Below are 21,527 nucleotides of genomic sequence, written 5' to 3'. Positions count from 1 at the left end.
TCATTTTGCTTAAAAAACTATGAAATATGGCATTTAGTAATCATACCAAAAGAGCTTTGATTGGCGGAATAATTTCGCTCTTCATCATTTTATTAGGAACTTTTCTTTTAGGGGAATTAAGTGGTTATGAAGCTAAAATTCTAATCAAAAAATCACTTTCCGGGCTTAATACACTTTGCAATACCATTGTATTGGCTTCGGCAACCATTCTCGCTTTATTGTTAACGGTATTGAGTATTAGTTCGAATTCCAAATCAAAATTAAAAAAAGACTACTATTTACAGGTGCTCCAAATAGCCAAATTGGATACCATCGTTTTTATTGCATCCATTATTTCCTTTTTAATTTTAAATCTACCCTTAACAGAGTCAGATACGGTGCCAAATAATTGGTTCAATTTTATCTATTATACCTCTCTCGCGATTTCTAGCATTTTAAGTTCAGGACTTATCGTGGTGGTTTTGATGCTTTATAATACCATCGTGAGTATCATCAAAATTATAGGATTAGGCATGCACAACCATCCTTTGGCCGATAAAACGAATATCAAAAAAGAGTTTGATGAATAGACTTTTTTAAATCGAATTAAAAACTCAATTTTTTGATTTGATTGGGTTAAGAAAATTCTCTTTAAAGCTAATGATAGGCATTCTAAGTACCTAAATTAGCTTCAATGTTACAACCGTAAATTTGGTTGCAATTGAAATGTATTATATCATTTTAAACATTGAAAATCATGTAAGTAGAAACAAAATTTTAGCCCTATGAGAACCGAAAAAGATATTAAAAGTAAAGTCATTGCAATGCCTTTACAAAAGAGTAAAGTAAGAAGTAAAATTAGTATTCCAAACAAAAAATCGACACCTATTCCTAAAATAGTACTTATTGCAACTTATCCTCCCCGAGAATGTGGCATTGCCACTTATACATACGATTTAAAAACGGCATTAGACAATCAATTTGACAATTGTTTTGATGTTCGAATTGGTGCCATCGAAAATAGTACGGATAGACATCACTACAATTCAGAAGAAGTGGATTTCGTTTTAACTACTGATGATGTCAGCTCATATAAATCAGTTGCGAATACCATCAATTCAGATGAAAATATTGAAATCGTAATGATTCAACACGAATTTGGTTTGTTCAAAAACAATGAAGATTCTTTACTCGCATTTTTGGAAGCCATTACTAAACCTATCATAATTGCATTCCATACGGTTTTACCGCATCCGAATCAAGGATTAGAGAAAAATGTTAAAGACCTAGTGGCTCTGGCAGAAACCGTTACTGTGATGACCAAATCCTCAGCGGAGTTATTAAAAAACACCTACGGAGTTGACGAAAATAAAATAAAAATAGTGTCTCACGGTACGCACTTAGTAAAACATCAGGACAAAGCAATTCTCAAAGAAAAATACAATGTTTTGGGACGAAAAGTGATTGCTACCTTTGGTTTTTTAGGGCCAGGGAAAAGTATCGAAACAACCTTAAAAGCCTTGCCTGAAATTAGTAAAGAGCATCCTGAAATTCTATTTCTTATCGTAGGTAAAACCCATCCTACTTTATTCAAAGAACAAGGCAATGCCTATATGGAAGGTTTACAAGCCTTGGTTGACGAACTAAAAATAGGCGATCATGTACAGTTTGTAAATAAGTTTGTACCACTTCCTGAACTGCTAGAATATTTGCAATTAGCAGATTGTTATGTGTTTACTTCCAAAGACCCTAATCAAGCGGTAAGTGGGACTTTCTCTTATGCAGTAAGCTGTGGTTGTCCTATTCTTTCAACTCCCATTCCCCATGCGATGGAAGTATTACGGGATGGAGAAGGTTTGTTGTTTGATTTTGGAAATTCCAAGCAATTGGCCGAAAAACTCAATGGATTATTGAAAGATGAAGAATTAATGTATAATATGAAAATGAAAGGTTTGCATACTTCTTCATCTACTTCTTGGGAAAATGCTGCTATTTCCCATGGGCATATTTTTTGCGAAACGATTAGAAAACCCGTTTCGTTAAAATATAAAAAACCAAAGATAAATTTGGAACATTTGGTAGCCATGACAACTCATGTGGGTATCATCCAATTTTCGAAAATCAACACTCCTGATTTAGATTCAGGCTACACTTTGGATGATAATGCGAGAGCTCTTATTACGGTTTGTGAAAATTATAGATTTACTAAAAATCCAGAACATTTGAAATTAGCGCGAACCTACATCAATTTCATATTAAAATGCCAGCGCGATAATTGCCTGTTTTTGAACTATGTAGATAAAGACAAAAAATTCACCAAACAAAATAACGAAGTGAATTTAGAAGATTCCAATGGTAGAGCCATTTGGGCTTTGGGATATGCCTATAATTGTTTAGAAGAGAGCATTGATATTGATACAACCTTATTTCAAAATATCAGATGGAGTATCAATTATTTTAGTTTAGAATTGCTTCGTTTCAATTCTCCTCGTGCGCTTGCATTTGCGATAAAAGGCCTGCATTTTTTCAATAAAAAAGAGAATAATCCAACGATAACAGAGATTATTAATAAAGAAGCGCAAAAATTAATGGAACTATATCAATACAATTGTGAAAAGGACTGGAAATGGTTTGAACCCTATCTTACGTATGGGAATAGTGTACTGCCAGAAGCGCTTTTATACGCTTGGAAATCAACTGGAGAGATTCGATTCAAAGAAGTTGCCAAAGAATCGTTTGATTTTTTACTGTCCAAAATTTTCATAAACAATTACATCAGAGTAATATCAAATCAAAATTGGTTGCTTAAAGGAACTGATGACAATAACACAAAACCTGGAGGGGAACAACCTATAGATGTGGCTTACACCATTTTAGCTTTGAAACAATTTCATGCCGAGTTTCCATTAGAAGGTTATGATGAAAAAATAGAAATTGCTTTTAATTGGTTTTTGGGGCACAATCACTTGAAGCAAATTATCTACAATCCTTGTACAGGCGGTTGCCACGACGGATTAGAAGAATTCAATGTAAATTTGAATCAAGGTGCTGAATCTACCATCAGTTATTTATTAGCTCGATTGGCTTTTGAAGAGGTCTAAAATTTGATAAGAGAACATAAAAAAAGTTTATTGAAACCCGTTGGGTGAAATTAATTTAATGGTTAATTTTATACCTATTGTCACATTGAGCTTGTCGAAATGTATCATATATGAAGTCTTCGACAGGCTCAGACTGACATGTTAGGTATAAATAACTTTAGATTTAAATTAGAATAGCCATTTTTAAATGAATCTGATTAATTTCACCCAACGGATTATTGAAATTGCTCCCAATAAACTTTTTTTATGTAAAAAAATACGTTCCTAATACTAATAGAACTTTATATAATAATTAAAACTGAGAATAAATTCCAATCGGTGCAGTGTATTACTTTTTCAACTCTGCTAATAAATCATCCAAATTTATCGTAACGTAAGAAGAGGCATAATCGGATACAGCATAAGGCAAAATCAGATGATTGTTGTGAATAAGACTTCCGCAAGAATAAACCACATTGGGGACATATCCTTCTCTTTCTTCTTCTAAAGGAGTCAAAAGAGGTTCTTTTAATCGACCAATTTCTTTAGTGGGGTCTTCTAAATCTAATAAAGAAACACCAATGCAATAGCGTCTCATAGGTCCCACGCCATGCGTAATGATTAACCAACCTTCTTCGGTATAAATCGGTGAACCACAATTTCCTATTTGAGTAAACTCCCATGGAAATTTAGGTTCCTGGATTTTGATAGGATCATTCCAAAGCGTAATTCTATTCGAATAAAAAAGGTAATTGTTGACGCCATCAATTCTGGCTAACATTGCATATTTTCCTTTTATTTTTCGAGGAAAAAGGGCAAAATTTTTGTTTTGTGCTCCATAACCATGCATGGGCATAATCCTAAAATTGACGAAATCCTTTGTCGCCAGCAATTTGGGCAAGATGGTAAAACCATCGTAGGCGGTATAAGTGGCATAAATTGTTTCTGTGCCGTCATCATCCGTAAAACGTACGAAACGAGCGTCCTCGATACCGCGACTTTCAGAAGAAGAAATAGGTAAAATGGCACGTCCGGAAATTTTAGAGTCTTCATGAAACTGAATGTCGTAGTAAGAGTTTACTAGCCAAGTCATTTCTTTGAGCGCTTTTCTTTTCTGTTCGTCCATGTCCAATTTCATTAACTTTCTGACGGCCTCTTTCAAAGTGTAATATTCAAATCGGTTGGGCAAAACGTTCATTATGGGGTCTGAATACTCTTTTGGAATGTTCATTTCTTCCATTTTTTTCATGAACCGTTTTTTGTTATAGGATTTTTTCTTTGTGATAGTAGGAAGGTCAATATGTTGTTGCGGTTCCATCATTTTAAGATTGTTGGAAGCGTCTAAAATTCCTTTTCGAAACACAATCGAAGATAAATGGCCTTCACCAGTAGCTCTGAATGACAATATCACTCTTTTCTCACCTTCGGATAAAAAAGATTGATCAAAATCTTCTACAATCGAAGGATTGAACAAAGCAGCCGCTTCCAAGGAATATTCTAAGGTGGAATAAGAGCCTATTAAAAGACGTCTTTCGATAGACAACTCATCATAATTGATACCTATCGAATGAATCAAATTTCTATAATTATTAGCGTGTTTTAGAAAAATTTCAGAAATGTTTCGATGTCTTCCTCTAAAACCATTAAAGGTTATTTCAAGTTCTTGCTTGACCATTTCTTCAGTTAAACTCATGATGCGATGGACGAGTTTGATGGTTCTTGCATCACCATTATTAAAAAAACGAGCTACCACTCGGCTGGAATCGGGTCTAAAATAAAGGTCTTTACGAATTACTGGTACTGCCATAGTAATTTTGATTTAGGAAGTGATTCTAATTGGAAATAAAACTTTAAAAATGAAATAAAACGAATTATAAAAAATACTACCTATCAAGAAGGAAAGAACACCCGTTCTTATCGCTTTCTTAATAGGTAGTAGAGCAGTTAAAGGGTTACTTTACTGCTTTTTGATTCAGACTACTTTCCGCTAATTTGTCTAAGGTATTATCAGCATTGTATTCTTCATCTAAGGTTTCTTGCAAGGTAACTGCAATATCATCATGCCCTAATTCTTTTGCATAACGTACAGCTGTACCGTAGGCTGAAATTTCATAATGCTCTACACGTTGAGCTTCAGCAATGAGTCCAGCATCCATAATTTCCTTATTATCAGCTTCGTCCATAAAGCTTTCGGTCTCTTTGATAAGTCCTTTCATGGCTTTACACGTTTCCCCTTTTGGAGAAAAACCTAAACTTTCGCAAATCTCTTCGAGACGCGATTGATGATTTTTGGTTTCTTCCAGATGCTCTTCAAAGGCTTTTTTCAATTTGCTGTCGCTTGCTTTTTTAGCCACTTTTGGCAACGCATCAATCAATTGGGTTTCTGCGCTATATAAATCTTTTAACTGATGTTCAAATAAATCTTTTAAAGTTTTCATGTTATATCTATTTAAAAATTAATAGTTTAAAGGTATTGACAAATCGAAAGGAGAATTAATCGTAAAAAAAGAAATCTTAACTCAATTGCTTAATTGTCTTAAAAATTTGTTCTCCTTTGGCTCAAAATCGATTCGTTTTTTTTTGCATCAATTTTTTTCTTGATTGCATTAATTTCTTCATCATTTCAAGCTTACATTTAGTGGGTTTAGGCATGAAAAGTTGCATCAAAAAAATTCAATTTGGTAACATGAAAACGCAAGAAGTAAAATCCCCCACTCCTATTCCTTCTATTGATGAGGTAATTTCAAATTACGACCTTCAATATACTCACGAATTCGATTTGGCTATTGTCCGAAAAAAGCAAGGAAAGAAATTTGTTTATTTTAAAAGTGGAAAAGAGATTCAAAAAAAGAAAGAGCTTGAGCGCATCCAAAGCTTAGTGATTCCACCCATCTGGGATGATGTGAAAATCAGTTGCGTAGCAAATAGCCATTTGCAAGCGGTAGGCAGGGATATCAAAAACCGAAAACAATACATCTATCATCCACAATGGAATAAACTTCGAAATAAAACCAAGTTTTATAAAATGCATGCTTTTGGCAAAAAGTTACCTGTTTTAAGAAAACAAATTGAAACCGATTTAAACAAAAGAGGTTGGCCTAAAGAGAAAGTAATTGCTCTAGTCATTCGGTTGATGGAAGTAACTCACATTCGGATTGGGAACAGTTATTATGAAAAGGAAAACAAATCTTATGGCTTAACCACCCTGCGAAAAAGACATATTACGATGGGTAGCAACAAAATGAAAATTCAATTTGTGGGTAAAAAAGGAAAAGAGCATACCATTACGGTACGCAACAAAAAACTGATTCGATTAGTCAATCGCTGTGAAGAGCTACCAGGCTGGGAGTTATTCAAATACATCGATGAAAATGGCGAACGAAAAACGATTAAAAGCCATCATATAAATGAGTATTTACAGGAGATTTGTGGTGCACAATTTACCGCCAAAGATTTTAGGACATGGTCTGGCTCTGTGACTTTTTTTGATAGTTTACTTGAATTAGAAAAAGCCGAATCTGAGGACGAAATCAAAAAAAATATTTTGAAAGCATACGAGCAAACCGCCAAAGCATTAGGTAATACTAAAACCGTATGCCGAAAATATTATGTACATCCTGTTATTGTAAAAGGGTATGAAGATGGAAAATTGAATCGGATTTTTAATAAAGTCAAAAAAAGTACTACAATAGATTCCTATTTTTCGCCATCAGAAACTGAGATTTTAAAGCTTTTTAAAAAATATGAACTCTCCTAAAACAAAATACTACTGGAAAGATTTATCGAACACATTGTGAGCCAAATCCCATTTTAAAAGGTGTCATCAAAGACAATACGCTACCATATAAATAATTAAAGGTGAATTCATTACAAATTCACCTTGGTTGTTTTTTTAATTTTAATTAAGTAATTTTCTCTATGCTCTTCCTCTTATTATTGAAATGAGAAATAATATGATGAAAATGAAGAATAATACTTTGGCTATACTAGCTGCTCCAGCGGCAATTCCGCCAAAACCTAATACACCGGCAATAATTGCCAAAATGATGAATATAACGGTCCAACGTAACATAATGATAAGGTTTTAAGGTTTCTATTTTTTTATAAAAGGACATCTATCCTTTTGGTTCTCATTCAAATATAGCTTAGATACCAACTATTTATTGTTCCAATAAAATTAAATACTAACGCAAATGCTTAAATGAATCTTTCTGGTTAAAAAAAAGAGAGGATTTATTACCTCTCTTTCTTGAATTCTTGTTTTAAAAATTAGCTCTTCAAATCTTCTAATTTTTTGATTGTTCTTAAATCATCTTCGATGGCTTCTTTTTGTTTGAGCAAAATGGAACGAGTACTCAAAGGCAAGTGATGATCATTTAGGATGTCATTGTAATCTTCCAATGCAGTTTTTTCACCTGTTATGGCAGCTTCAAGCATGGCTTCGTCATTATCCATAGAGAAAAGGGCTTTTATATCCATCCATGTTCGATGCGCCGCACCTTCAAAACTACCACTATCATCATCATGCACACCGTACATACTGATGTCTATTTTGAGTTCATTCACAAAATCATACCTCTCTTTGGATTTTTTCTCAAAATATCTTTTCAAAAAAAGATGATCTGTGTGTTCTGATGCTTTTTTAAAACCTTTTTCCCCATCATGAATTCTTTCAAGTAAGTTATTTAATTTTATACGTAAGGGAGATGTGAACTTTTCCATAATTTATTTAAGTATTAAAGTTAGCAATGGTTTATTTTGCGATGCCCACTGCATGACATCGTTTGTTTATTAGAATTTATACAGGAATATTTTTAACAATAGTTCTTCGGTCCCAATTGCGGTGTTTTGCCATGGCTTTGACAAAATCCTCAGGTGTTTTATTGATAAAAACAGCTTTGTCATCCTTGTAGTCTTTTACAAAACTCTCATTGATAAGGTCTTCGCCTTCATTATCCACTGCAATGGCTTTGCAGTGTTTGAACGTTTCATTGATAAACTTGATGAATTTGGATTCTTTTTTTAAACTTTCTACTGCTTTTTTTCCACCTGGAATATATAAAGCATCAAAGAGAACGCTCTCTGTCGTCATGATGGCAGCATCCACCTTGTGTTCCATATTTTCATCACAGATAACCTTCCCACCGTGAGGGGCAATCAATTTAATTACAGCCCCTTCTTGTTCGAGAACATCAGTCATTTTTTTAAAGTTTTTCATCGAAAAACCCTTTGCTACTAAAACAGCTACTTGACGTGTAGCGATACTATCAAATTTGGTATTGGCTTGGCTCAAAGTAGGTGCTTTGTCTAGATAAATTTTCTTTTTGGGAGGTTGCTGTTTTTGAATATCAGCATCAGCACCTATAGCTTGATTGATAGGTTGTTCGATCGATTTTGGCACTTCAAGTCCTAATCCCTTTGCTACTTTGTTAGCCAAATCTTCATCGATTTGAGCAATAAGCCACAGCATTCTTTCTTGAATTTCGGAATGCATGCATTTCCCTAATTCAAAGGTGTAAGCCTCAGCAACATGCTCTTGCTCATATTGAGATAAACTACGGTAAAACAAGGCGGGTTGCGAAAAATGGTCATTAAAACTTTCGCTTCTGGTTCTGATTTTTTTGGCATCAATGCGTTCTTCATACGAATCAAAAGCGCCTTCAGCAATTTTAGCCAAATGAGGACAACCTCCGCCCAAACTATTAGGAAAATAAGCCGTTTGTCCTTTGACAATATCCATTTGCATCATTCCATCACGTTGGTTGTTATTTGCGGGAGCAATTGGTCGGTTGATTGGAATTTGATGGAAATTAGGGCCTCCTAAACGAGATAATTGGGTATCTCGATAGGAAAACAATCGTCCTTGCAATAATGGGTCATTTGTAAAATCAATACCCGGTACGATATGTCCTGGCAGGAACGCCACTTGCTCAGTTTCGGCAAAGAAATTTTCAGGATTTCTATTTAAAGTCATTTTCCCAATGATTTTTACTGGAACCATTTCCTCAGGAATTAATTTGGTGGGGTCTAACAAATCAAAATCGAATTTGAATTCGTCTTCTTGCGGAACGATTTGGATACCCAGTTCCCATTCTGGATAATGCCCAGCTTCGATAGCGTCCCATAAATCGCGTCTGTGGAAATCAGAGTCGGCTCCACTTATTTTGACAGCCTCATCCCAAGTTACGGAATGCACACCTAATTTAGGTTTCCAATGAAATTTTACAAAATGAGATTCCCCTTTGTCGTTAATCAGTCTGAACGTATGAATTCCAAAACCTTCCATCATACGGAAACTTCTTGGTATCGCTCTATCACTCATTAACCAAATTTGGTTATGAAGGGTTTCCGTAGTTCGGGAGACAAAATCATAAAAAGTATCGTGAGCCGATGCTGCCTGAGGAATTTCTTTGTTAGGTTCTGGTTTAACCGAATGTACCAAATCAGGAAATTTCATCGCATCTTGAATGAAAAAGATAGGCATATTATTTCCTACCAAATCCCAAGTGCCTTCTTCGGTATAAAATTTTACAGCAAATCCACGTACATCGCGAGCTAAATCAGTTGAGCCTTTTGAGCCTGCTACCGTTGAAAAGCGTACAAATACTGGAGTTTTTCGATTAACATCGGTAAATATTCCTGCCTTACTATATTGTTCGATGCTTTCATAGAGTTCAAAAACACCATGAGCCGCACTTCCTCGTGCATGAACAATTCGCTCTGGGATGCGTTCATGATCAAAACTGGTTATTTTTTCGCGAAGTAAAAAATCTTCTAACAAAGTCGAGCCACGTTCTCCAGCTTTTAAGGAATTGTTTGTATCGTTAATCTTTACCCCTTGATTCGTTGTTAGGGTGGTGTTTTCTTGATTTTTATAATTTTGTTCTAAATCATTGATTTTCTTTGAATCTTTTTTTGGGTTTTCCATGAGATGCTATTTTTACAGTTGAATTGAAATTAGATTACGCTCAAATTGTGTTCTACAATTCTTGAGGTCTAAATTCTAAAAAAAGAAACACTGTAATTAACCCAATGCATTATTTTAAGTGCTCTAAAGCATTTGTTTTCAGCTGTAACCCAAAAACTAACTATAAATTTCCATTCCCTTCATATACCTTTGTAATCTGCTCTATTTTAGCACTTTCTTCCTCGCTATCGTTATTTGACTCTAACCAAGACTGTACTATTATCAAACTGGTCGCATGACACGCTTGAATACCAAAGGAGTAAGGCCTCGTTCCCATGATATGAGGAAAACTAGCATCATAAATATGAGATTGTGCTTTTCCTTTTTTATCTATAATGCGGTAGGTGGCATCAACATCGATTCCGCCTGGATATAAATACGTGCCGCCCCCTTTGGAATAAATGGTTTTAGAAGTTGGTATGCCCTTCGTTTTTGGTGTTTTTTGGAATTTTCTACTCGCTTTACGCACCACTCCTTGTTTTACCATGGACTGAAAAGGATATTTTTTTATATCAATAGGTGCTTCTCCACTACAATCAATAAAGAGAGAATAAGCTTTGGTGGTCATCATGCCCTCTAAATCTTCTATTTGGATGATGGTTTGGGAGCTATCGCTTTCCAAAATTTCAACTTTTCCCTCTTCCAATTCAATACAACCCGCTTCATATAAAGCTAGTACGATATTTGCCGATTTTAAAGGCAATGCCGCAATAACATTCATCAAAAAGGGCATTACTTCTTTGGTAAAAAAAAGATAATCTTCGGCACTAATTAACTCTAAATGAAAATTAAGACAATACATCAAGTCATCAAGTGTTTCCTTCCAATGAACAGGAGCATTGTTTTGAACAGAGTCTAAAGCCGAACGTTTTTCTTCCTTCATGCCTTCAAATGAATTGGAATAATGGTGTCTCTGCGACATCGCAATCACAAAATCTTTAAACGTAAAATCAGCATCTTTCATAAGTTTTACCATAGTAGGCTTTTGGTCCTTTTTAAAAGCACTGATTAAAGCTGGACGGCAAATGGCGTCAAAAAAAGTTTCCAATTCCAGAAAATTCTCTTTATTGACTAAGGAAAGTATTTTCTCTCGTGTGGTATGCCTATACACTTCTCTGATAGGCAATCTTTGAGCATATTGTAAATGTGGGAGCCATCCCTCAGCCGAGTGCAATATGATTTTGAAACCTTTGGCACTTGGAGCTAAATGATAAGTGAGTCCCTTTCCTGATTTCCTGAATTTACCATGTCGATGAGCTAATGAAGTAACAATATCTAAAGCACTCAATGATGCGCCTAAAGTCCCTATTTCATAATTGTAGAAATGCTTTTTTTTAGGTAACAGTTTAGCTATGGGCCATGGAGACGCATAATATCCTTTTTCAGGTTGATCTTTTTTACTCCAATGATGTCCCATTGCAATTACGACTTTGGAAAACAAAAAAGAAACCAAACCCACTTTTACCTCAATTTCGTCCACTTCCTTATTCACTAATACATCCGTTACTTTATGATTGGGCAATTCAACGATGGTAAAACCCTTGGCTTTGAGTTGGGAAATTATTTTTTGATACTGATTATGAAAATAATACCCTAACGCTAAGCGACTATAAACTTCGGATTCACTTATTGGAAAAGCAGTAATATTCCATTTTTTTAATTGCTCCTTGTCTTTGGTTTTTAGCCAATTAACAAAAGATTGCGTCAACTCAGGAATTTCTTCCGAAGATATATTAGCCAAATTATATACATCAGTAGTTTCAGGTGTATAAGGCATTCCCATGCCCATATAACCTCTTTTTTCAAAAATGGTAATGCTACTAATTTGTTCTTTAAGAATAGCGCTATTAGTAGCAATATGTTTTAGAAGATATAATGCTGTGGGACCTGAACCTATTATTGCGAGATGATTTTTTTCCATATTTGATGATTCCGGCGTAATCCTAATCTAGGGTAAACAGACTTAAAATACATCATGGCATTTAGGAATGGATTAGATTTTTAAGTCTTGCGACAATGAAAAAGGAATACGTAATTTTAAAAAAGTAGGCTGTCTATAACGTTTTTAAGAGTGTCAATATGATGTACAGTAGCTTACAAACTACTTTATGATATCCTAAGTGAAGCTACCGTTGGCACTCTTCATTATTAGACAGCCTGTTTCATTTACTAAGCTGTAATAGCAAATTTATTTTGATGATTTTGATAATGTTTTGGACTACAGTTGTATTTTTCTTTAAAAATTTTAGAAAAATAACTTCTACTCGTAAAACCTACGGTATAAACAATTTCAGTGATATTGAGTTCCGAGGTGCGTATCAAATTTTCGGCTACTTCTACTCTAACATTTTTTATAAAATCAGCAACCGTGCGATTGTGCAAAATCTTAAAGCCTTCTTGGAGTTTGAATGGGGACAAGCCAAATTTCCTGCACAGGTATTTGAGACTGTATTGAATTTCAGGATTGGATTTGATATGCTCTGAAGCCGACTTTACCATGACCATTTCAGAAGGAGTTAGTGAATTATAATTTGTATCGGCCTTTATTAAATCATACTTATGTTGTTCTATTTCCAAGGCTAAAATTAGATACACCGTACTGTTAATCAATAGATTTCGAACCAGTCCTTTTTGATGAATGGTATTAAGAATGCCTATTTTTTCAAAAATTTTCAAATTCAAAGAACCTACATAAGCCAATTGACCGTTTTCTTTATTTTTCAAAAACGTATTTTTCAATTGTTCTCTCAATTCTGAGTCATGAACAGATAAGGTATCAACAGTAACCATAGATACTTTTACTTCTTGATTTTTGTTGAAACTAAAATAATTAGCTTGGCTCGAAGAATTGGAAAATATTCCGGTTTGAAATTGATTGAGTTTGTTCTTTTTTCCATTTTCACCAAATTTTTGCACAAGTTGCCCTTTGGAACAATACCCAAAATGAATCGCATTGGAATTGTCTTGTCGATAAGTAAGTGAAACATCCTCGTTAAAATCAATTTCGTATTCAATGTAACAAATGGCAGGTTCTATTGCTATGCCAATAATGAATCCTTTACCTATTTCGTTATCGATTTTGAGTTTATATTCTTTTGATTTTTCTTCCAGCTCACCGCCTATTTGCATTTGCAATTGTTTAAAAACTTGGGAGAGACAATTTGAAGTGATTGCTATTGTTTTCATTTTAATACGTTTAAATTTAATGTTTCAATAAATAAGGGGCTTTATACTATTCAAACAGTATTGCTTTACTTCATTATCTTTTTAGATGATTTAATGGCAATTTTCAAATCTTTGATTTTGGTAGGATTCAAATATTCGATAATAAATTCTTGAAGACTTAAAGTTCTTCTTACGATGGCGTTTTGTCCTGTGCTTATATTTATATTTTTCATTTGATTGATAGTATTAATTATTCCTTATGCGGATTACTACAAAGTTGCAATAACATAACCTACAACATGTTATATAATTTTAGGGTTGTTTTATATAATTATAATCGTAAGAACTTTATCTTATTTTATATTAACGTATTAGAATAGAAAACATTCACTCAGGAGAAAAAAACAAGTAACGCTTTTAAATCATTTGATTCCAACTTTGTGAAACTTTATATAGAAGAAATGGTAATGCTTTATTTTTTTTTGATTCAGTTAAAATAGGTTTTGTTTGAGTTAATGCGACGCTTTTCATCCCTGTAATTTTATAACCAAAGAATTTTAAAAAAAAGGATCCCCATTGACAACTACATCACTGGAAACTATTTTACAACTCCTACAGTTAAGTTGTCAATTATATGTCAAGACTTTGGGACAGAATAAATACAATACATTTTTAATTAAAAAATACCATTATGAAAAGAAGTGCAACAGCCATTTGGAGCGGAAATTTAAAAGAAGGAAACGGTTATTTGATATCAGAAAGTAAAGCATTAGACAATATGCCTTACTCCTATCATAGCCGATTTGAAGAAGGGACAGGGTCAAATCCTGAAGAATTAATGGCAGCCGCTCATGCAGGTTGCTTTACCATGCAATTCACAGCTGATTTAACTAAAGCGGGTTTTGTTCCGGAAGTAATAGAAACCAAATGTAAAATTACGCTGGAAGATGGTGTCATTACAACATCCCAACTCACCGTGAATGCTAAAATTGCAGCCATCGAAGAAGAAAAATTTCAAGAACTGGCACAACAGGCCAAAGAGAATTGCCCAGTAAGTAAAGCCTATAAAAGTTTAGAAATTAGTTTGGATGCCCATTTAGAAAATCATAGTAATTGATTGCTTTAAACTCACACTATCATGTTACACAAACCCTTTCTCATTTACCTAGTTGATGACGACAAAGAAGATCGTATGTTTTTTAGAGAAGCTTTGGACGAGATTGATATACCTGTAATCATTAAGGATTTTGATAATGGTGTATCGCTTATGGAAGACCTTTTGGATGCCGAAAACATTTTGCCGGATGCCATCTTTTTGGATTTAAATATGCCCTTAATGAATGGTGAAGAATGTATTGAAGACATTCGAACTGAAGCTCAATTCTCCAAAATTCCGATTATCATTTATTCTACCTATGTAGATGAAACAACAGCGTATCGATTACAAATGAAAGGCGCCAATTGGTACTTAATCAAACCCGAATCCTTTGATAAATTGAAAAAACTATTGGCCAAAAGTTTAGCGTACATCCATCAAAAACAAACCAATGAATCGGATTCCACTTCATTTGTCATCACTACTGTTTGATTGCTTCCAGTAGAGGTTCTTATGCGAAGAGATTGTTTTTTTAGCAGAATGGCAATTCTGTAAAATTTAGAACATATTTTATAATAAACAGATTAATAATGAATTGCACCTTTGTTATGTAGCAATAATAAAATGAAATTCACTTAGAAAATTAAATTATTATGAAAAATAAAATCGAAAACGTCGTCGCTAATTTGGTCGTGTTGGTTTATTTAACAATACAACGTTACAGTCCTATTTATAATTTGTTCTTTTCCTAAAAAATAGTGTTGTATTTACCAAACATTACAATCCAAAAAGAACAGGATTCGCTAGGACTCAAATGAAAAAGCACAGCATCCGTGCTGACCAAAGCCTAAAAGGTGTATCCCTTTAAATCAATAACAAACAATAAAATTAATAATCCATAAAAAGAAGAAAAATGAAAACAAGTAAAACAATCATAGGTGTATTAGGAGGCGTAGCCGTAGGAGCTGCCATAGGAATTTTATTTGCTCCAGATAAAGGAACAAATACGCGAAAAAAAATTGCTGACAAAAGCAATGACACCAAACAGTCTATCATAAATAGTATCAAAGAATTATTAGACACCTTTTCAGAAAAATACGATTCAATGCTTACAAAAGCCGAAGAATTGGTTCAGGAAGGAAAAGAAGAATTTAACAATGCCAAACAACAAATCACTAAATAAGAAGTAAAATGGAAACAATTACAGCAAACATAGAGTTATTATATAAGAAAGCTAAGGAGTATGCTGATATTAATATCGAATTAATTAAACTCAATTCAATTGATAAAACAGCTGATGTACTATCATCTCTAGTCTCTAGAATAGTGATATTTATGTTTGTTGTAATGTTTATACTATTAGTCAACATTGCTTTAAGCTTGTATTTAGGAGAAATTTTAGGCAAGGATTATCTCGGTTATGCCGTAGTGGCAGCTTTTTACCTGCTCTTAATTGTGATTATAAAACACTATAAAGATCCATTGATAAAGGTTCCCATAACCAATTTAGTTATTGCCAAATTATTGAAAACAAAAACAGTTTCAACCCACTCAAACACGGAACAAGATGAAATCGTATAAAAATCAAAATACACTATTAGACGAAGCCATTGCCCGCTTAGAAGTAGAAAAAGCAATGAAATTTGATGAACTCAAAATCCAAATGCATCATACACTTACCAGTATGAAACCCATCAATATTTTGAATGGCACTCTCGAAGACCTCAAACAATTTCCAGAAGTAAAATCCAATATTTTACAAATCATTACCAGTCTTATCGGAGGATATGTATCCAAAAAAATTGTCATTGGAAAATCAACATCAACAGTCAAGAAAATAATGGGCTACCTTTTTCAATATGCTGTAACCCATTTTATTTCTAAAAAAGTTCAACAACCTTAAAGACACAAAATATGAAAAAAACATTCTCTCTTATAATTCTAATTTGTGTTTTAGTTTTTTCACAAAATAGCAAGGCACAGCAAAATAACGATACGTATAAACGAAATTTGAAATTAGGTTTTGGTCTTAACACTGGTTTGCCTTTTAACGAGCCATATCGTTTTAACCTAGGCGCTGATACCCGATTGCAATACAACATTTCGGAGACCTATTCCATTTGTTTTACCACGGGTTATAACAATTTATTTGTCAAGAATGATGCACCAAATTTTGGATATATTCCCGTCAAAGTAGGGTATAAAACTTTTATATTCAGTAATGAGTTTTATGTCATGGGAGAAATTGGAGGCGCTTTTTCGACCACCAAAGCTTACCAAGAAAATTCCATGTTATTTTGTCCTAGTATTGGATATGCGACCAAATATGTTGATATCAGCGTACGATATGAATTTCTAAAAGATTTTCCTGTCATCAAAGACAATGTGATGGATGATGGTTTAGGCCAAATTATGCTTCGATTAGCTTATGGATTTAGTTTATAAATTTTCTATTTTTTAAAATAATTTTAAAAAAACTAATTATGAATCACAGCCAGTCCCATACAGAAATAGGAAACTACACAAAATTTGTAATAATGTTATTTGTCTCTTTTTGTGCTATGTACATCACGATGTATTTTAATAGCTATTCAATTGATCATGTTTATTTCAGTTTGACTCGTTTGTATATGAGTGGTATGGGAATAGCATGTATGGCACTTATTATGTGGTTCTTTATGAAAAAAATGTATCCTAACAAAAGGAAGAACCGCGCTATTATTACCTGCAGTATAGTACTCTTTGTGAGTGCCTTATTTTTAGTTCGCGCTCAAAAACCACTTGTTCAAGATGTTCTTTGGATGAAAGCCATGATACCCCATCATTCAATTGCAATCTTAACCAGTGAAAGAGCGGATTTACAAGATCCAGAGGTTAAAAAATTAGCCGAGAAAATTAGTAACGCCCAACGACAAGAAATTGAAGAAATGAAAATGATGATTGAACGATTAGAACAATCTTCTAAATAGTCCTGCTTTTGGACAATCTTCTTTAAAAAACTATTTATTTCAAAACCCTCTCTTGCAAATTGAATACTGTTCCTGAAGGATCTTGAATCCAATGCATATTGGGTGAAAGTTCTTCCAATTCGTCACAAGTCTCGACTCCTTTTGACACTAAATATTCCGTTGCTTGCTCAATATTAGGTACGGTAAGTTGCAACCAAGTTTCGGACTGGGTATAATTGTCCACACAGTCCAACCAAATGATATTATGACCAAATTTTACTTGATGCGTCCTAGAAACAGTTGGATTACTAATCGGCTTTTCTTCGACTTCTAGTTTTAAGATGTCTTTATAAAAAGCTACCGTTTTTTCGTATTTACTTTTCGGAATTTTTATTGCAATATTAATCCCTGCTTCAAAATGAGTATCCATCTTTTATTCTTTTTTTCGTTTGTAATGCAATTGAGTAAGTCCCGTATCAAAAGTTTTTACTTCCACCAAATCCAATAATTGCTCTGGCCTTCCGTCTTGGAATAACCGAGTTCCATTACCTAGTAAAATTGGAATAATGGAAATGATAAGTTCGTCTATTAAATCATTTTTTAAAAGTTCGTTGATAATTTCGGCTCCACCATCACAGTAAATATTTTTCCCGTTTTCGCTTTTTAATTTATTTACTAATTCTGTTACCTCCCCAGTATAAAATTTTACGCTACCCCTACTAGGCTTTTCTGTTCTAGTGATAACATAAATGTCATTTTTACCATTATCGTAATGTGAAGAGCCAATTTCTTTGACCACATAATCATACGTTTTTCTGCCGATAATAATAGTGTCAATCGTTGCCGTAAATGCGGCATAGCCATAGTCTTCGCCTTCTTTTTCTACTAATTTCAGAAAACTTAAATCGTCATTGGGTTTAGCAATATACCCATCAACACTGCTTGCAATAAAAAGGGATAATTTTCGCATAGAAAAATCAATTTATATCTATTTAATGATTAGGATTCGATTCAGGACAATTTCCGTCCAAATAGTTTTGACGTTGGATTTCACCATACTCTTCCATAGTTATTTGATGGGGAGTAAATTTTTCGTTTAAACAAATGACGGTTTGCATTCGATCGATTCTGAAATTCCGAAATTCATTTCGCAAGCGACACCAAGCCACAAGAATCCAATCTTCAGAAAAACTATGGTAAATGGCAAAAGGCTCGATAGCTCTTACAGTTGGGTGGGTATCTGATTCTTTTGCATAAGCAATTTTAAGAACTTCAAAATTGGTCAAAGCGCGTTGAATGGTGGACAAATGATTGCTTGTTTTTTCATTTTCCCAATTTTTTCCAATGATAGTTCTATTAGAAAGAAAATCGGCTTTATTTTTTTCGTCAGTACGCAGTACCGCTTTTACTTTTTCAATGGCTTTGTTGAATTCTTTTATCAGCGATTCGTCTTTGGTTTTTGCCATCATTTTTTCAGCAAAAATGAGTGCATTTGCCTCTGATTCAGTAAACATTACGGGCGGAATTTTATAGCCATCCATCAGCGTATAGCCTTTTCCTTCAACATTAATAATAGGCACATTGGCTTGTTCAAGCGCCGCCAAATCTCGATAGACTGTTCTAATACTAATATTGAAATGTTCCGACAGTTGTTCTACCGAGACATACAAATTAGACTGTAATTTTAAATGAATTGCCGTCAATCGGGATAGTCTCGAAATGTTATCAGTATAAGCCATGCAATGCTTTTTAAACTTTTAAAAACGGAATTTCATCTGATAGAATTTCGATGTAAAAACCATCATCGGTCACCACTCTTAGAATAGCGTCATTGTCTAATGTTTCTTCAAAAGTTTCAACTCTTAGAATATGGTCGCAATCTTCAAGGTCGAAGTCAATTTTATAATGGGGAAAAAACTGCCGAAGTTGCCTTAGCATTTGCTGAGCATCTTCTTCTTTGATGATGTTGGTTCTGTAAATTTCAATCATTTTAAACAAACATTAGATTTATACTACAAAGAAACTTAATGGAAGTGACAACCCTTTGACAGTCTTTTTTACTTATCCATTTATTTTCTCAAAATTTTATCCATTTTTTTGCCTTTGGCCAATTCATCAATTAATTTGTCCAAATAACGTACTTGTTGTATGACTTTGTCCTCAATTTCTTCTACCCGATAGCCACAAATAACTCCTGTAATTTTAGAAACATTAGGGTTCATTTGCGGTGCTTGGGCAAAAAAGTCTTCAAAATTGGTTTTATGTTCAATTTGCTCTTGTAAAGATTTTTCGTCATAACCTGTTAGCCAAAAGATAATTTCGTCAACTTCTGCCTTGGTTTTACCTTTTCGTTCCACTTTTTTGATATAAAGCGGATACACACTGGCAAATGACATTTGGTACACTCTCTGAATATTTTTATCGTTCATTTTAGTTACGGATTTGATAATTTATTCTTTTGTTGCGGTTATCCACCACGTATTCCAAAAGGGATCTTTTACTCCACAAATTTGGATATATTATAAGATGAAAAAATATTTTTTGGTTGCGTCTGAATTATTAGTTTTTTTCAACAAAATCCTTCAAGGCGGTATGAATAAGATATGTCCAACCATTGACAAAATTTTCTTTGGCAAAATCGGGATTGGATGTTGGGAAAGAACCCAGTCCTTCGTGTGTCAATTGTATTTTCGTTTTATTATTGCCTTCTTCTGAAAGCTCAAATGTAACTGTAGAATAACCCTCAAAATTTTCGTAAGTCCAACTGTGTTTTAATTTTCGTAAAGGTTCTACTTCTAAAATTTTACATTTATGAAGGTAATTTTCACCTTTCAAACCCTGACCAGAGAATTCAAATTCAAAATCTATTTCGGGTTTAAAATCGCTCACCTCAAAATACCATTTTTTTAATAATTCCTTTTCAGTTATGGCTTTCCAAACCAAAGAAATAGGAGCATTAAAAACGCGTTCGATTATTACATTTTTGTTTTCCATTTTAAAATTTCTAGTTTACTTTTTAAATTCTAATTCATTATTTACCAATAATGTTTGAAGTTTAGTAATGGTACTCTTTCCCATGCCGTGAAGATTGATAATTTCTTTTTCACTCCATTTGGCCAACTCTTCTAATGTCAAAATATTTTCTCATTCTAGAGCTCTTCGTGCTGGAGCTCCAATTAATGCAAGAAAATTATCACTTGGTTTTCTATTTTCTTCACAAATTGGACAGTCTGAACTTTTATAAAATTGATGTCCTTCTGGGCAGCGTTTTAAATTTTTTGATGATCTCATAGTATTTTATTTAAAATTATGGATGCTACTATTTAATTTTTCCTTCTATTAATAATTCATCCAATTGTTCAAAAATAGCCACCACACCGCCTTCAAAACCACTTTGTACCATTTCATCTCGATCTTCAATGGATCGAAATACATCTTGAATAATAAGTTTTGTTTTGTTGTTGTCAATTTCTTCAAAATCAAAAATCTCCAAAATCACGTTTCCTGCTTTGGGTTGATCTTCCATTTCTACCGTTTGAGTCATTCTTTCGGGCGGTAATATTTCGTGAATAACCCCTTTGAACGTGCAATAAATTTTACCCGCTCCATCAGAATGTGTCCAACTATAAGAGCCTCCACTACGGAAATCTGCATAATTGAACTTCATTTTTATTCCATAAGGAGCATAAAATTGCAATAATATTTCAGGCGTTGTAAATGCTTTGAAAACCAATTCTCTTGGCGCATCAAATTCTCTGGTTATAAAAAGTTCTTGCTTGTTGGGTGCTGCTGTAATTGTGGTTTTGTTAGCCATGATTAACACATTTTTATTAAATCTAGATGAATGTTACTTTTTACCAATTTCTTCTGCCAATCCAATAAGAATTCCCTCTGTTCCTCGAATGTAACAGAGACGATAAGAGTTTTCATACTGAACCACTTCTCCAACGAGTTGAGCACCTTGTTTAATTAGTCTTGCTACCAGTTCGTCAATATCCTCTACAGTAAACATAACACGTAGATAACCTAGAGAATTCACAGGGGCAGTTCTATGATCGGATACAATAGAAGGCGTAATGAATTTCGAAAGCTCTATTTTGCTATGTCCATCAGGTGTCACCATCATAGCTATTTCTACTTGTTGAGCTTCTAGTCCCGTAATTCGACCAGACCATTCTCCTTCTATTTTCCCTCTACCTTCAAGGGTTAATCCTATCTCTGAGAAAAATGCAATAGCATCATCCAGTGATTCTACAACAATGCTAACATTGTCCATTCGTAATAATTTATTT

The 21,527-nt window shown here is 33.8% G+C and carries 26 protein-coding genes; 10 read left to right on the top strand and 16 right to left on the bottom strand.

Translation table 11 applies throughout. The features are described 5' to 3' along the window. Window positions 1-26 precede the first annotated feature (26 nt). A complete protein-coding gene (locus K5R64_RS04625) occupies window positions 27-569 on the top strand; it encodes a hypothetical protein (RefSeq protein ID WP_220761377.1) in 543 nt (180 codons plus the stop codon). Between the two features lie 195 nt (window positions 570-764). Next, window positions 765-3,080, top strand: coding sequence for a glycosyltransferase (locus K5R64_RS04620; RefSeq protein ID WP_220761376.1), 2,316 nt, complete (start codon window positions 765-767; stop codon window positions 3,078-3,080). A 328-nt stretch (window positions 3,081-3,408) separates the two neighbouring features. Here K5R64_RS04620 and K5R64_RS04615 read toward each other — a convergent pair whose 3' ends face one another. Both K5R64_RS04615 and K5R64_RS04610 read right to left on the bottom strand, forming a co-directional pair. Further along, window positions 3,409-4,866, bottom strand: coding sequence for a glycoside hydrolase family 130 protein (locus K5R64_RS04615; protein ID WP_220761375.1), 1,458 nt, complete (start codon window positions 4,864-4,866; stop codon window positions 3,409-3,411). Window positions 4,867-5,011: 145 nt separating this feature from the next. Further along, on the bottom strand, window positions 5,012-5,497 hold the full coding sequence (locus K5R64_RS04610; RefSeq protein WP_220761374.1) for a ferritin-like domain-containing protein: 486 nt from the start codon (window positions 5,495-5,497) through the stop codon (window positions 5,012-5,014). 248 nt (window positions 5,498-5,745) lie between these two features. On the opposite strand from K5R64_RS04610, the gene K5R64_RS04605 reads away from it, so the two are divergent. Continuing rightward, the gene (locus K5R64_RS04605; protein ID WP_220761373.1) at window positions 5,746-6,816 is read left to right on the top strand and encodes a DNA topoisomerase IB; all 1,071 of its coding nucleotides are present in this window, start codon (window positions 5,746-5,748) and stop codon (window positions 6,814-6,816) included. Between the two features lie 159 nt (window positions 6,817-6,975). Here K5R64_RS04605 and K5R64_RS04600 read toward each other — a convergent pair whose 3' ends face one another. The 5 genes from K5R64_RS04600 to K5R64_RS04580 all read right to left on the bottom strand — a co-directional run bounded on the left by K5R64_RS04600 (window position 6,976) and on the right by K5R64_RS04580 (window position 13,212). Continuing rightward, window positions 6,976-7,131 (bottom strand): DUF1328 family protein, encoded by a 156-nt coding sequence (locus K5R64_RS04600; RefSeq protein WP_220761372.1) that lies wholly within the window; start codon window positions 7,129-7,131, stop codon window positions 6,976-6,978. 197 nt (window positions 7,132-7,328) lie between these two features. After that, on the bottom strand, window positions 7,329-7,781 hold the full coding sequence (locus K5R64_RS04595) for a PA2169 family four-helix-bundle protein (protein WP_220761370.1): 453 nt from the start codon (window positions 7,779-7,781) through the stop codon (window positions 7,329-7,331). A 76-nt stretch (window positions 7,782-7,857) separates the two neighbouring features. Beyond that, a complete protein-coding gene (locus K5R64_RS04590; RefSeq protein WP_220761369.1) occupies window positions 7,858-9,987 on the bottom strand; it encodes a catalase in 2,130 nt (709 codons plus the stop codon). A gap of 160 nt (window positions 9,988-10,147) precedes the next feature. Then, entirely contained in the window at window positions 10,148-11,947 is a 1,800-nt protein-coding gene (locus K5R64_RS04585; RefSeq protein ID WP_220761368.1) for an FAD/NAD(P)-binding protein, read from the bottom strand. Between the two features lie 248 nt (window positions 11,948-12,195). Further along, window positions 12,196-13,212 carry a helix-turn-helix domain-containing protein gene (locus tag K5R64_RS04580; RefSeq protein WP_220761367.1) on the bottom strand — a complete coding sequence of 339 codons (1,017 nt, stop codon included), beginning with the start codon at window positions 13,210-13,212 and terminating at the stop codon, window positions 12,196-12,198. 670 nt (window positions 13,213-13,882) lie between these two features. On the opposite strand from K5R64_RS04580, the gene K5R64_RS04575 reads away from it, so the two are divergent. The 7 genes from K5R64_RS04575 to K5R64_RS04545 all read left to right on the top strand — a co-directional run bounded on the left by K5R64_RS04575 (window position 13,883) and on the right by K5R64_RS04545 (window position 17,256). Next, the gene (locus K5R64_RS04575) at window positions 13,883-14,308 is read left to right on the top strand and encodes an OsmC family protein (RefSeq protein ID WP_220761366.1); all 426 of its coding nucleotides are present in this window, start codon (window positions 13,883-13,885) and stop codon (window positions 14,306-14,308) included. A gap of 21 nt (window positions 14,309-14,329) precedes the next feature. Beyond that, window positions 14,330-14,779 (top strand): response regulator, encoded by a 450-nt coding sequence (locus tag K5R64_RS04570; protein WP_220761365.1) that lies wholly within the window; start codon window positions 14,330-14,332, stop codon window positions 14,777-14,779. A 421-nt stretch (window positions 14,780-15,200) separates the two neighbouring features. Beyond that, the gene (locus K5R64_RS04565) at window positions 15,201-15,470 is read left to right on the top strand and encodes a YtxH domain-containing protein (protein ID WP_220761364.1); all 270 of its coding nucleotides are present in this window, start codon (window positions 15,201-15,203) and stop codon (window positions 15,468-15,470) included. Between the two features lie 8 nt (window positions 15,471-15,478). Next, window positions 15,479-15,868, top strand: coding sequence for a hypothetical protein (locus K5R64_RS04560; protein ID WP_220761363.1), 390 nt, complete (start codon window positions 15,479-15,481; stop codon window positions 15,866-15,868). Beyond that, entirely contained in the window at window positions 15,855-16,190 is a 336-nt protein-coding gene (locus tag K5R64_RS04555; protein ID WP_220761362.1) for a hypothetical protein, read from the top strand. The genes K5R64_RS04560 and K5R64_RS04555 overlap by 14 nt, the downstream gene beginning before the upstream one ends. Before the next feature lie 11 nt (window positions 16,191-16,201). Next, a complete protein-coding gene (locus tag K5R64_RS04550; RefSeq protein WP_220761361.1) occupies window positions 16,202-16,732 on the top strand; it encodes a hypothetical protein in 531 nt (176 codons plus the stop codon). Between the two features lie 38 nt (window positions 16,733-16,770). Next, window positions 16,771-17,256 (top strand): DUF305 domain-containing protein, encoded by a 486-nt coding sequence (locus tag K5R64_RS04545; protein ID WP_220761360.1) that lies wholly within the window; start codon window positions 16,771-16,773, stop codon window positions 17,254-17,256. 34 nt (window positions 17,257-17,290) lie between these two features. On the opposite strand, the gene K5R64_RS04540 is transcribed toward K5R64_RS04545, so the two are convergent. From K5R64_RS04540 to K5R64_RS04500, 9 genes are all read right to left on the bottom strand, one after another. Then, the gene (locus tag K5R64_RS04540) at window positions 17,291-17,665 is read right to left on the bottom strand and encodes a VOC family protein (RefSeq protein ID WP_220761359.1); all 375 of its coding nucleotides are present in this window, start codon (window positions 17,663-17,665) and stop codon (window positions 17,291-17,293) included. 3 nt (window positions 17,666-17,668) lie between these two features. After that, window positions 17,669-18,205: a dihydrofolate reductase family protein gene (locus K5R64_RS04535; RefSeq protein WP_220761358.1), complete on the bottom strand. Its 537-nt coding sequence runs from the start codon at window positions 18,203-18,205 to the stop codon at window positions 17,669-17,671. 22 nt (window positions 18,206-18,227) lie between these two features. Continuing rightward, window positions 18,228-18,974 carry a YafY family protein gene (locus tag K5R64_RS04530; protein WP_220761357.1) on the bottom strand — a complete coding sequence of 249 codons (747 nt, stop codon included), beginning with the start codon at window positions 18,972-18,974 and terminating at the stop codon, window positions 18,228-18,230. Between the two features lie 10 nt (window positions 18,975-18,984). After that, complete coding sequence (locus K5R64_RS04525; RefSeq protein ID WP_220761356.1) at window positions 18,985-19,224, bottom strand: hypothetical protein; 240 nt, start codon at window positions 19,222-19,224, stop codon at window positions 18,985-18,987. 80 nt (window positions 19,225-19,304) lie between these two features. Next, window positions 19,305-19,664 carry a DUF2200 domain-containing protein gene (locus K5R64_RS04520; RefSeq protein WP_220761355.1) on the bottom strand — a complete coding sequence of 120 codons (360 nt, stop codon included), beginning with the start codon at window positions 19,662-19,664 and terminating at the stop codon, window positions 19,305-19,307. Window positions 19,665-19,794: 130 nt separating this feature from the next. Continuing rightward, on the bottom strand, window positions 19,795-20,229 hold the full coding sequence (locus K5R64_RS04515; RefSeq protein WP_220761354.1) for an SRPBCC domain-containing protein: 435 nt from the start codon (window positions 20,227-20,229) through the stop codon (window positions 19,795-19,797). A gap of 15 nt (window positions 20,230-20,244) precedes the next feature. Beyond that, window positions 20,245-20,370 carry a hypothetical protein gene (locus K5R64_RS17135; protein ID WP_255580300.1) on the bottom strand — a complete coding sequence of 42 codons (126 nt, stop codon included), beginning with the start codon at window positions 20,368-20,370 and terminating at the stop codon, window positions 20,245-20,247. 184 nt (window positions 20,371-20,554) lie between these two features. After that, complete coding sequence (locus tag K5R64_RS04505) at window positions 20,555-21,049, bottom strand: SRPBCC domain-containing protein (RefSeq protein WP_220761353.1); 495 nt, start codon at window positions 21,047-21,049, stop codon at window positions 20,555-20,557. Window positions 21,050-21,082: 33 nt separating this feature from the next. Beyond that, the gene (locus K5R64_RS04500) at window positions 21,083-21,511 is read right to left on the bottom strand and encodes a VOC family protein (protein ID WP_220761352.1); all 429 of its coding nucleotides are present in this window, start codon (window positions 21,509-21,511) and stop codon (window positions 21,083-21,085) included. Between the last annotated feature and the right edge of the window lie 16 nt (window positions 21,512-21,527).

It is taken from the genome of Flavobacterium sp. UMI-01, assembly GCF_019656315.1.
In the GTDB taxonomy this organism is placed as follows: domain Bacteria; phylum Bacteroidota; class Bacteroidia; order Flavobacteriales; family Flavobacteriaceae; genus Flavobacterium.
The sequence above is the reverse complement of the archived record's forward strand: the minus strand, read 5'-3'. Positions and strand labels throughout refer to the sequence as shown.

Excerpts from the sequence above, each read along its gene's own strand:
- K5R64_RS04565 (WP_220761364.1), top strand. The coding sequence starts at position 15,201 with ATGAAAACAAGTAAAACAATCATAGGTGTATTAGGAGGCGTAGCCGTA.
- K5R64_RS04515 (WP_220761354.1), bottom strand. The coding sequence starts at position 20,229 with ATGGAAAACAAAAATGTAATAATCGAACGCGTTTTTAATGCTCCTATT.
- K5R64_RS04520 (WP_220761355.1), bottom strand. The coding sequence starts at position 19,664 with ATGAACGATAAAAATATTCAGAGAGTGTACCAAATGTCATTTGCCAGT.
- K5R64_RS04590 (WP_220761369.1), bottom strand. The coding sequence starts at position 9,987 with ATGGAAAACCCAAAAAAAGATTCAAAGAAAATCAATGATTTAGAACAA.
- K5R64_RS04600 (WP_220761372.1), bottom strand. The coding sequence starts at position 7,131 with ATGTTACGTTGGACCGTTATATTCATCATTTTGGCAATTATTGCCGGT.
- K5R64_RS04595 (WP_220761370.1), bottom strand. The coding sequence starts at position 7,781 with ATGGAAAAGTTCACATCTCCCTTACGTATAAAATTAAATAACTTACTT.
- K5R64_RS04575 (WP_220761366.1), top strand. The coding sequence starts at position 13,883 with ATGAAAAGAAGTGCAACAGCCATTTGGAGCGGAAATTTAAAAGAAGGA.
- K5R64_RS04585 (WP_220761368.1), bottom strand. The coding sequence starts at position 11,947 with ATGGAAAAAAATCATCTCGCAATAATAGGTTCAGGTCCCACAGCATTA.
- K5R64_RS04535 (WP_220761358.1), bottom strand. The coding sequence starts at position 18,205 with ATGCGAAAATTATCCCTTTTTATTGCAAGCAGTGTTGATGGGTATATT.
- K5R64_RS04620 (WP_220761376.1), top strand. The coding sequence starts at position 765 with ATGAGAACCGAAAAAGATATTAAAAGTAAAGTCATTGCAATGCCTTTA.
- K5R64_RS04615 (WP_220761375.1), bottom strand. The coding sequence starts at position 4,866 with ATGGCAGTACCAGTAATTCGTAAAGACCTTTATTTTAGACCCGATTCC.
- K5R64_RS04570 (WP_220761365.1), top strand. The coding sequence starts at position 14,330 with ATGTTACACAAACCCTTTCTCATTTACCTAGTTGATGACGACAAAGAA.
- K5R64_RS04530 (WP_220761357.1), bottom strand. The coding sequence starts at position 18,974 with ATGGCTTATACTGATAACATTTCGAGACTATCCCGATTGACGGCAATT.
- K5R64_RS04580 (WP_220761367.1), bottom strand. The coding sequence starts at position 13,212 with ATGAAAACAATAGCAATCACTTCAAATTGTCTCTCCCAAGTTTTTAAA.
- K5R64_RS04625 (WP_220761377.1), top strand. The coding sequence starts at position 27 with ATGGCATTTAGTAATCATACCAAAAGAGCTTTGATTGGCGGAATAATT.
- K5R64_RS04605 (WP_220761373.1), top strand. The coding sequence starts at position 5,746 with ATGAAAACGCAAGAAGTAAAATCCCCCACTCCTATTCCTTCTATTGAT.
- K5R64_RS04505 (WP_220761353.1), bottom strand. The coding sequence starts at position 21,049 with ATGGCTAACAAAACCACAATTACAGCAGCACCCAACAAGCAAGAACTT.
- K5R64_RS04610 (WP_220761374.1), bottom strand. The coding sequence starts at position 5,497 with ATGAAAACTTTAAAAGATTTATTTGAACATCAGTTAAAAGATTTATAT.
- K5R64_RS04540 (WP_220761359.1), bottom strand. The coding sequence starts at position 17,665 with ATGGATACTCATTTTGAAGCAGGGATTAATATTGCAATAAAAATTCCG.
- K5R64_RS04545 (WP_220761360.1), top strand. The coding sequence starts at position 16,771 with ATGAATCACAGCCAGTCCCATACAGAAATAGGAAACTACACAAAATTT.
- K5R64_RS04525 (WP_220761356.1), bottom strand. The coding sequence starts at position 19,224 with ATGATTGAAATTTACAGAACCAACATCATCAAAGAAGAAGATGCTCAG.
- K5R64_RS04560 (WP_220761363.1), top strand. The coding sequence starts at position 15,479 with ATGGAAACAATTACAGCAAACATAGAGTTATTATATAAGAAAGCTAAG.
- K5R64_RS04555 (WP_220761362.1), top strand. The coding sequence starts at position 15,855 with ATGAAATCGTATAAAAATCAAAATACACTATTAGACGAAGCCATTGCC.
- K5R64_RS04550 (WP_220761361.1), top strand. The coding sequence starts at position 16,202 with ATGAAAAAAACATTCTCTCTTATAATTCTAATTTGTGTTTTAGTTTTT.
- K5R64_RS04500 (WP_220761352.1), bottom strand. The coding sequence starts at position 21,511 with ATGGACAATGTTAGCATTGTTGTAGAATCACTGGATGATGCTATTGCA.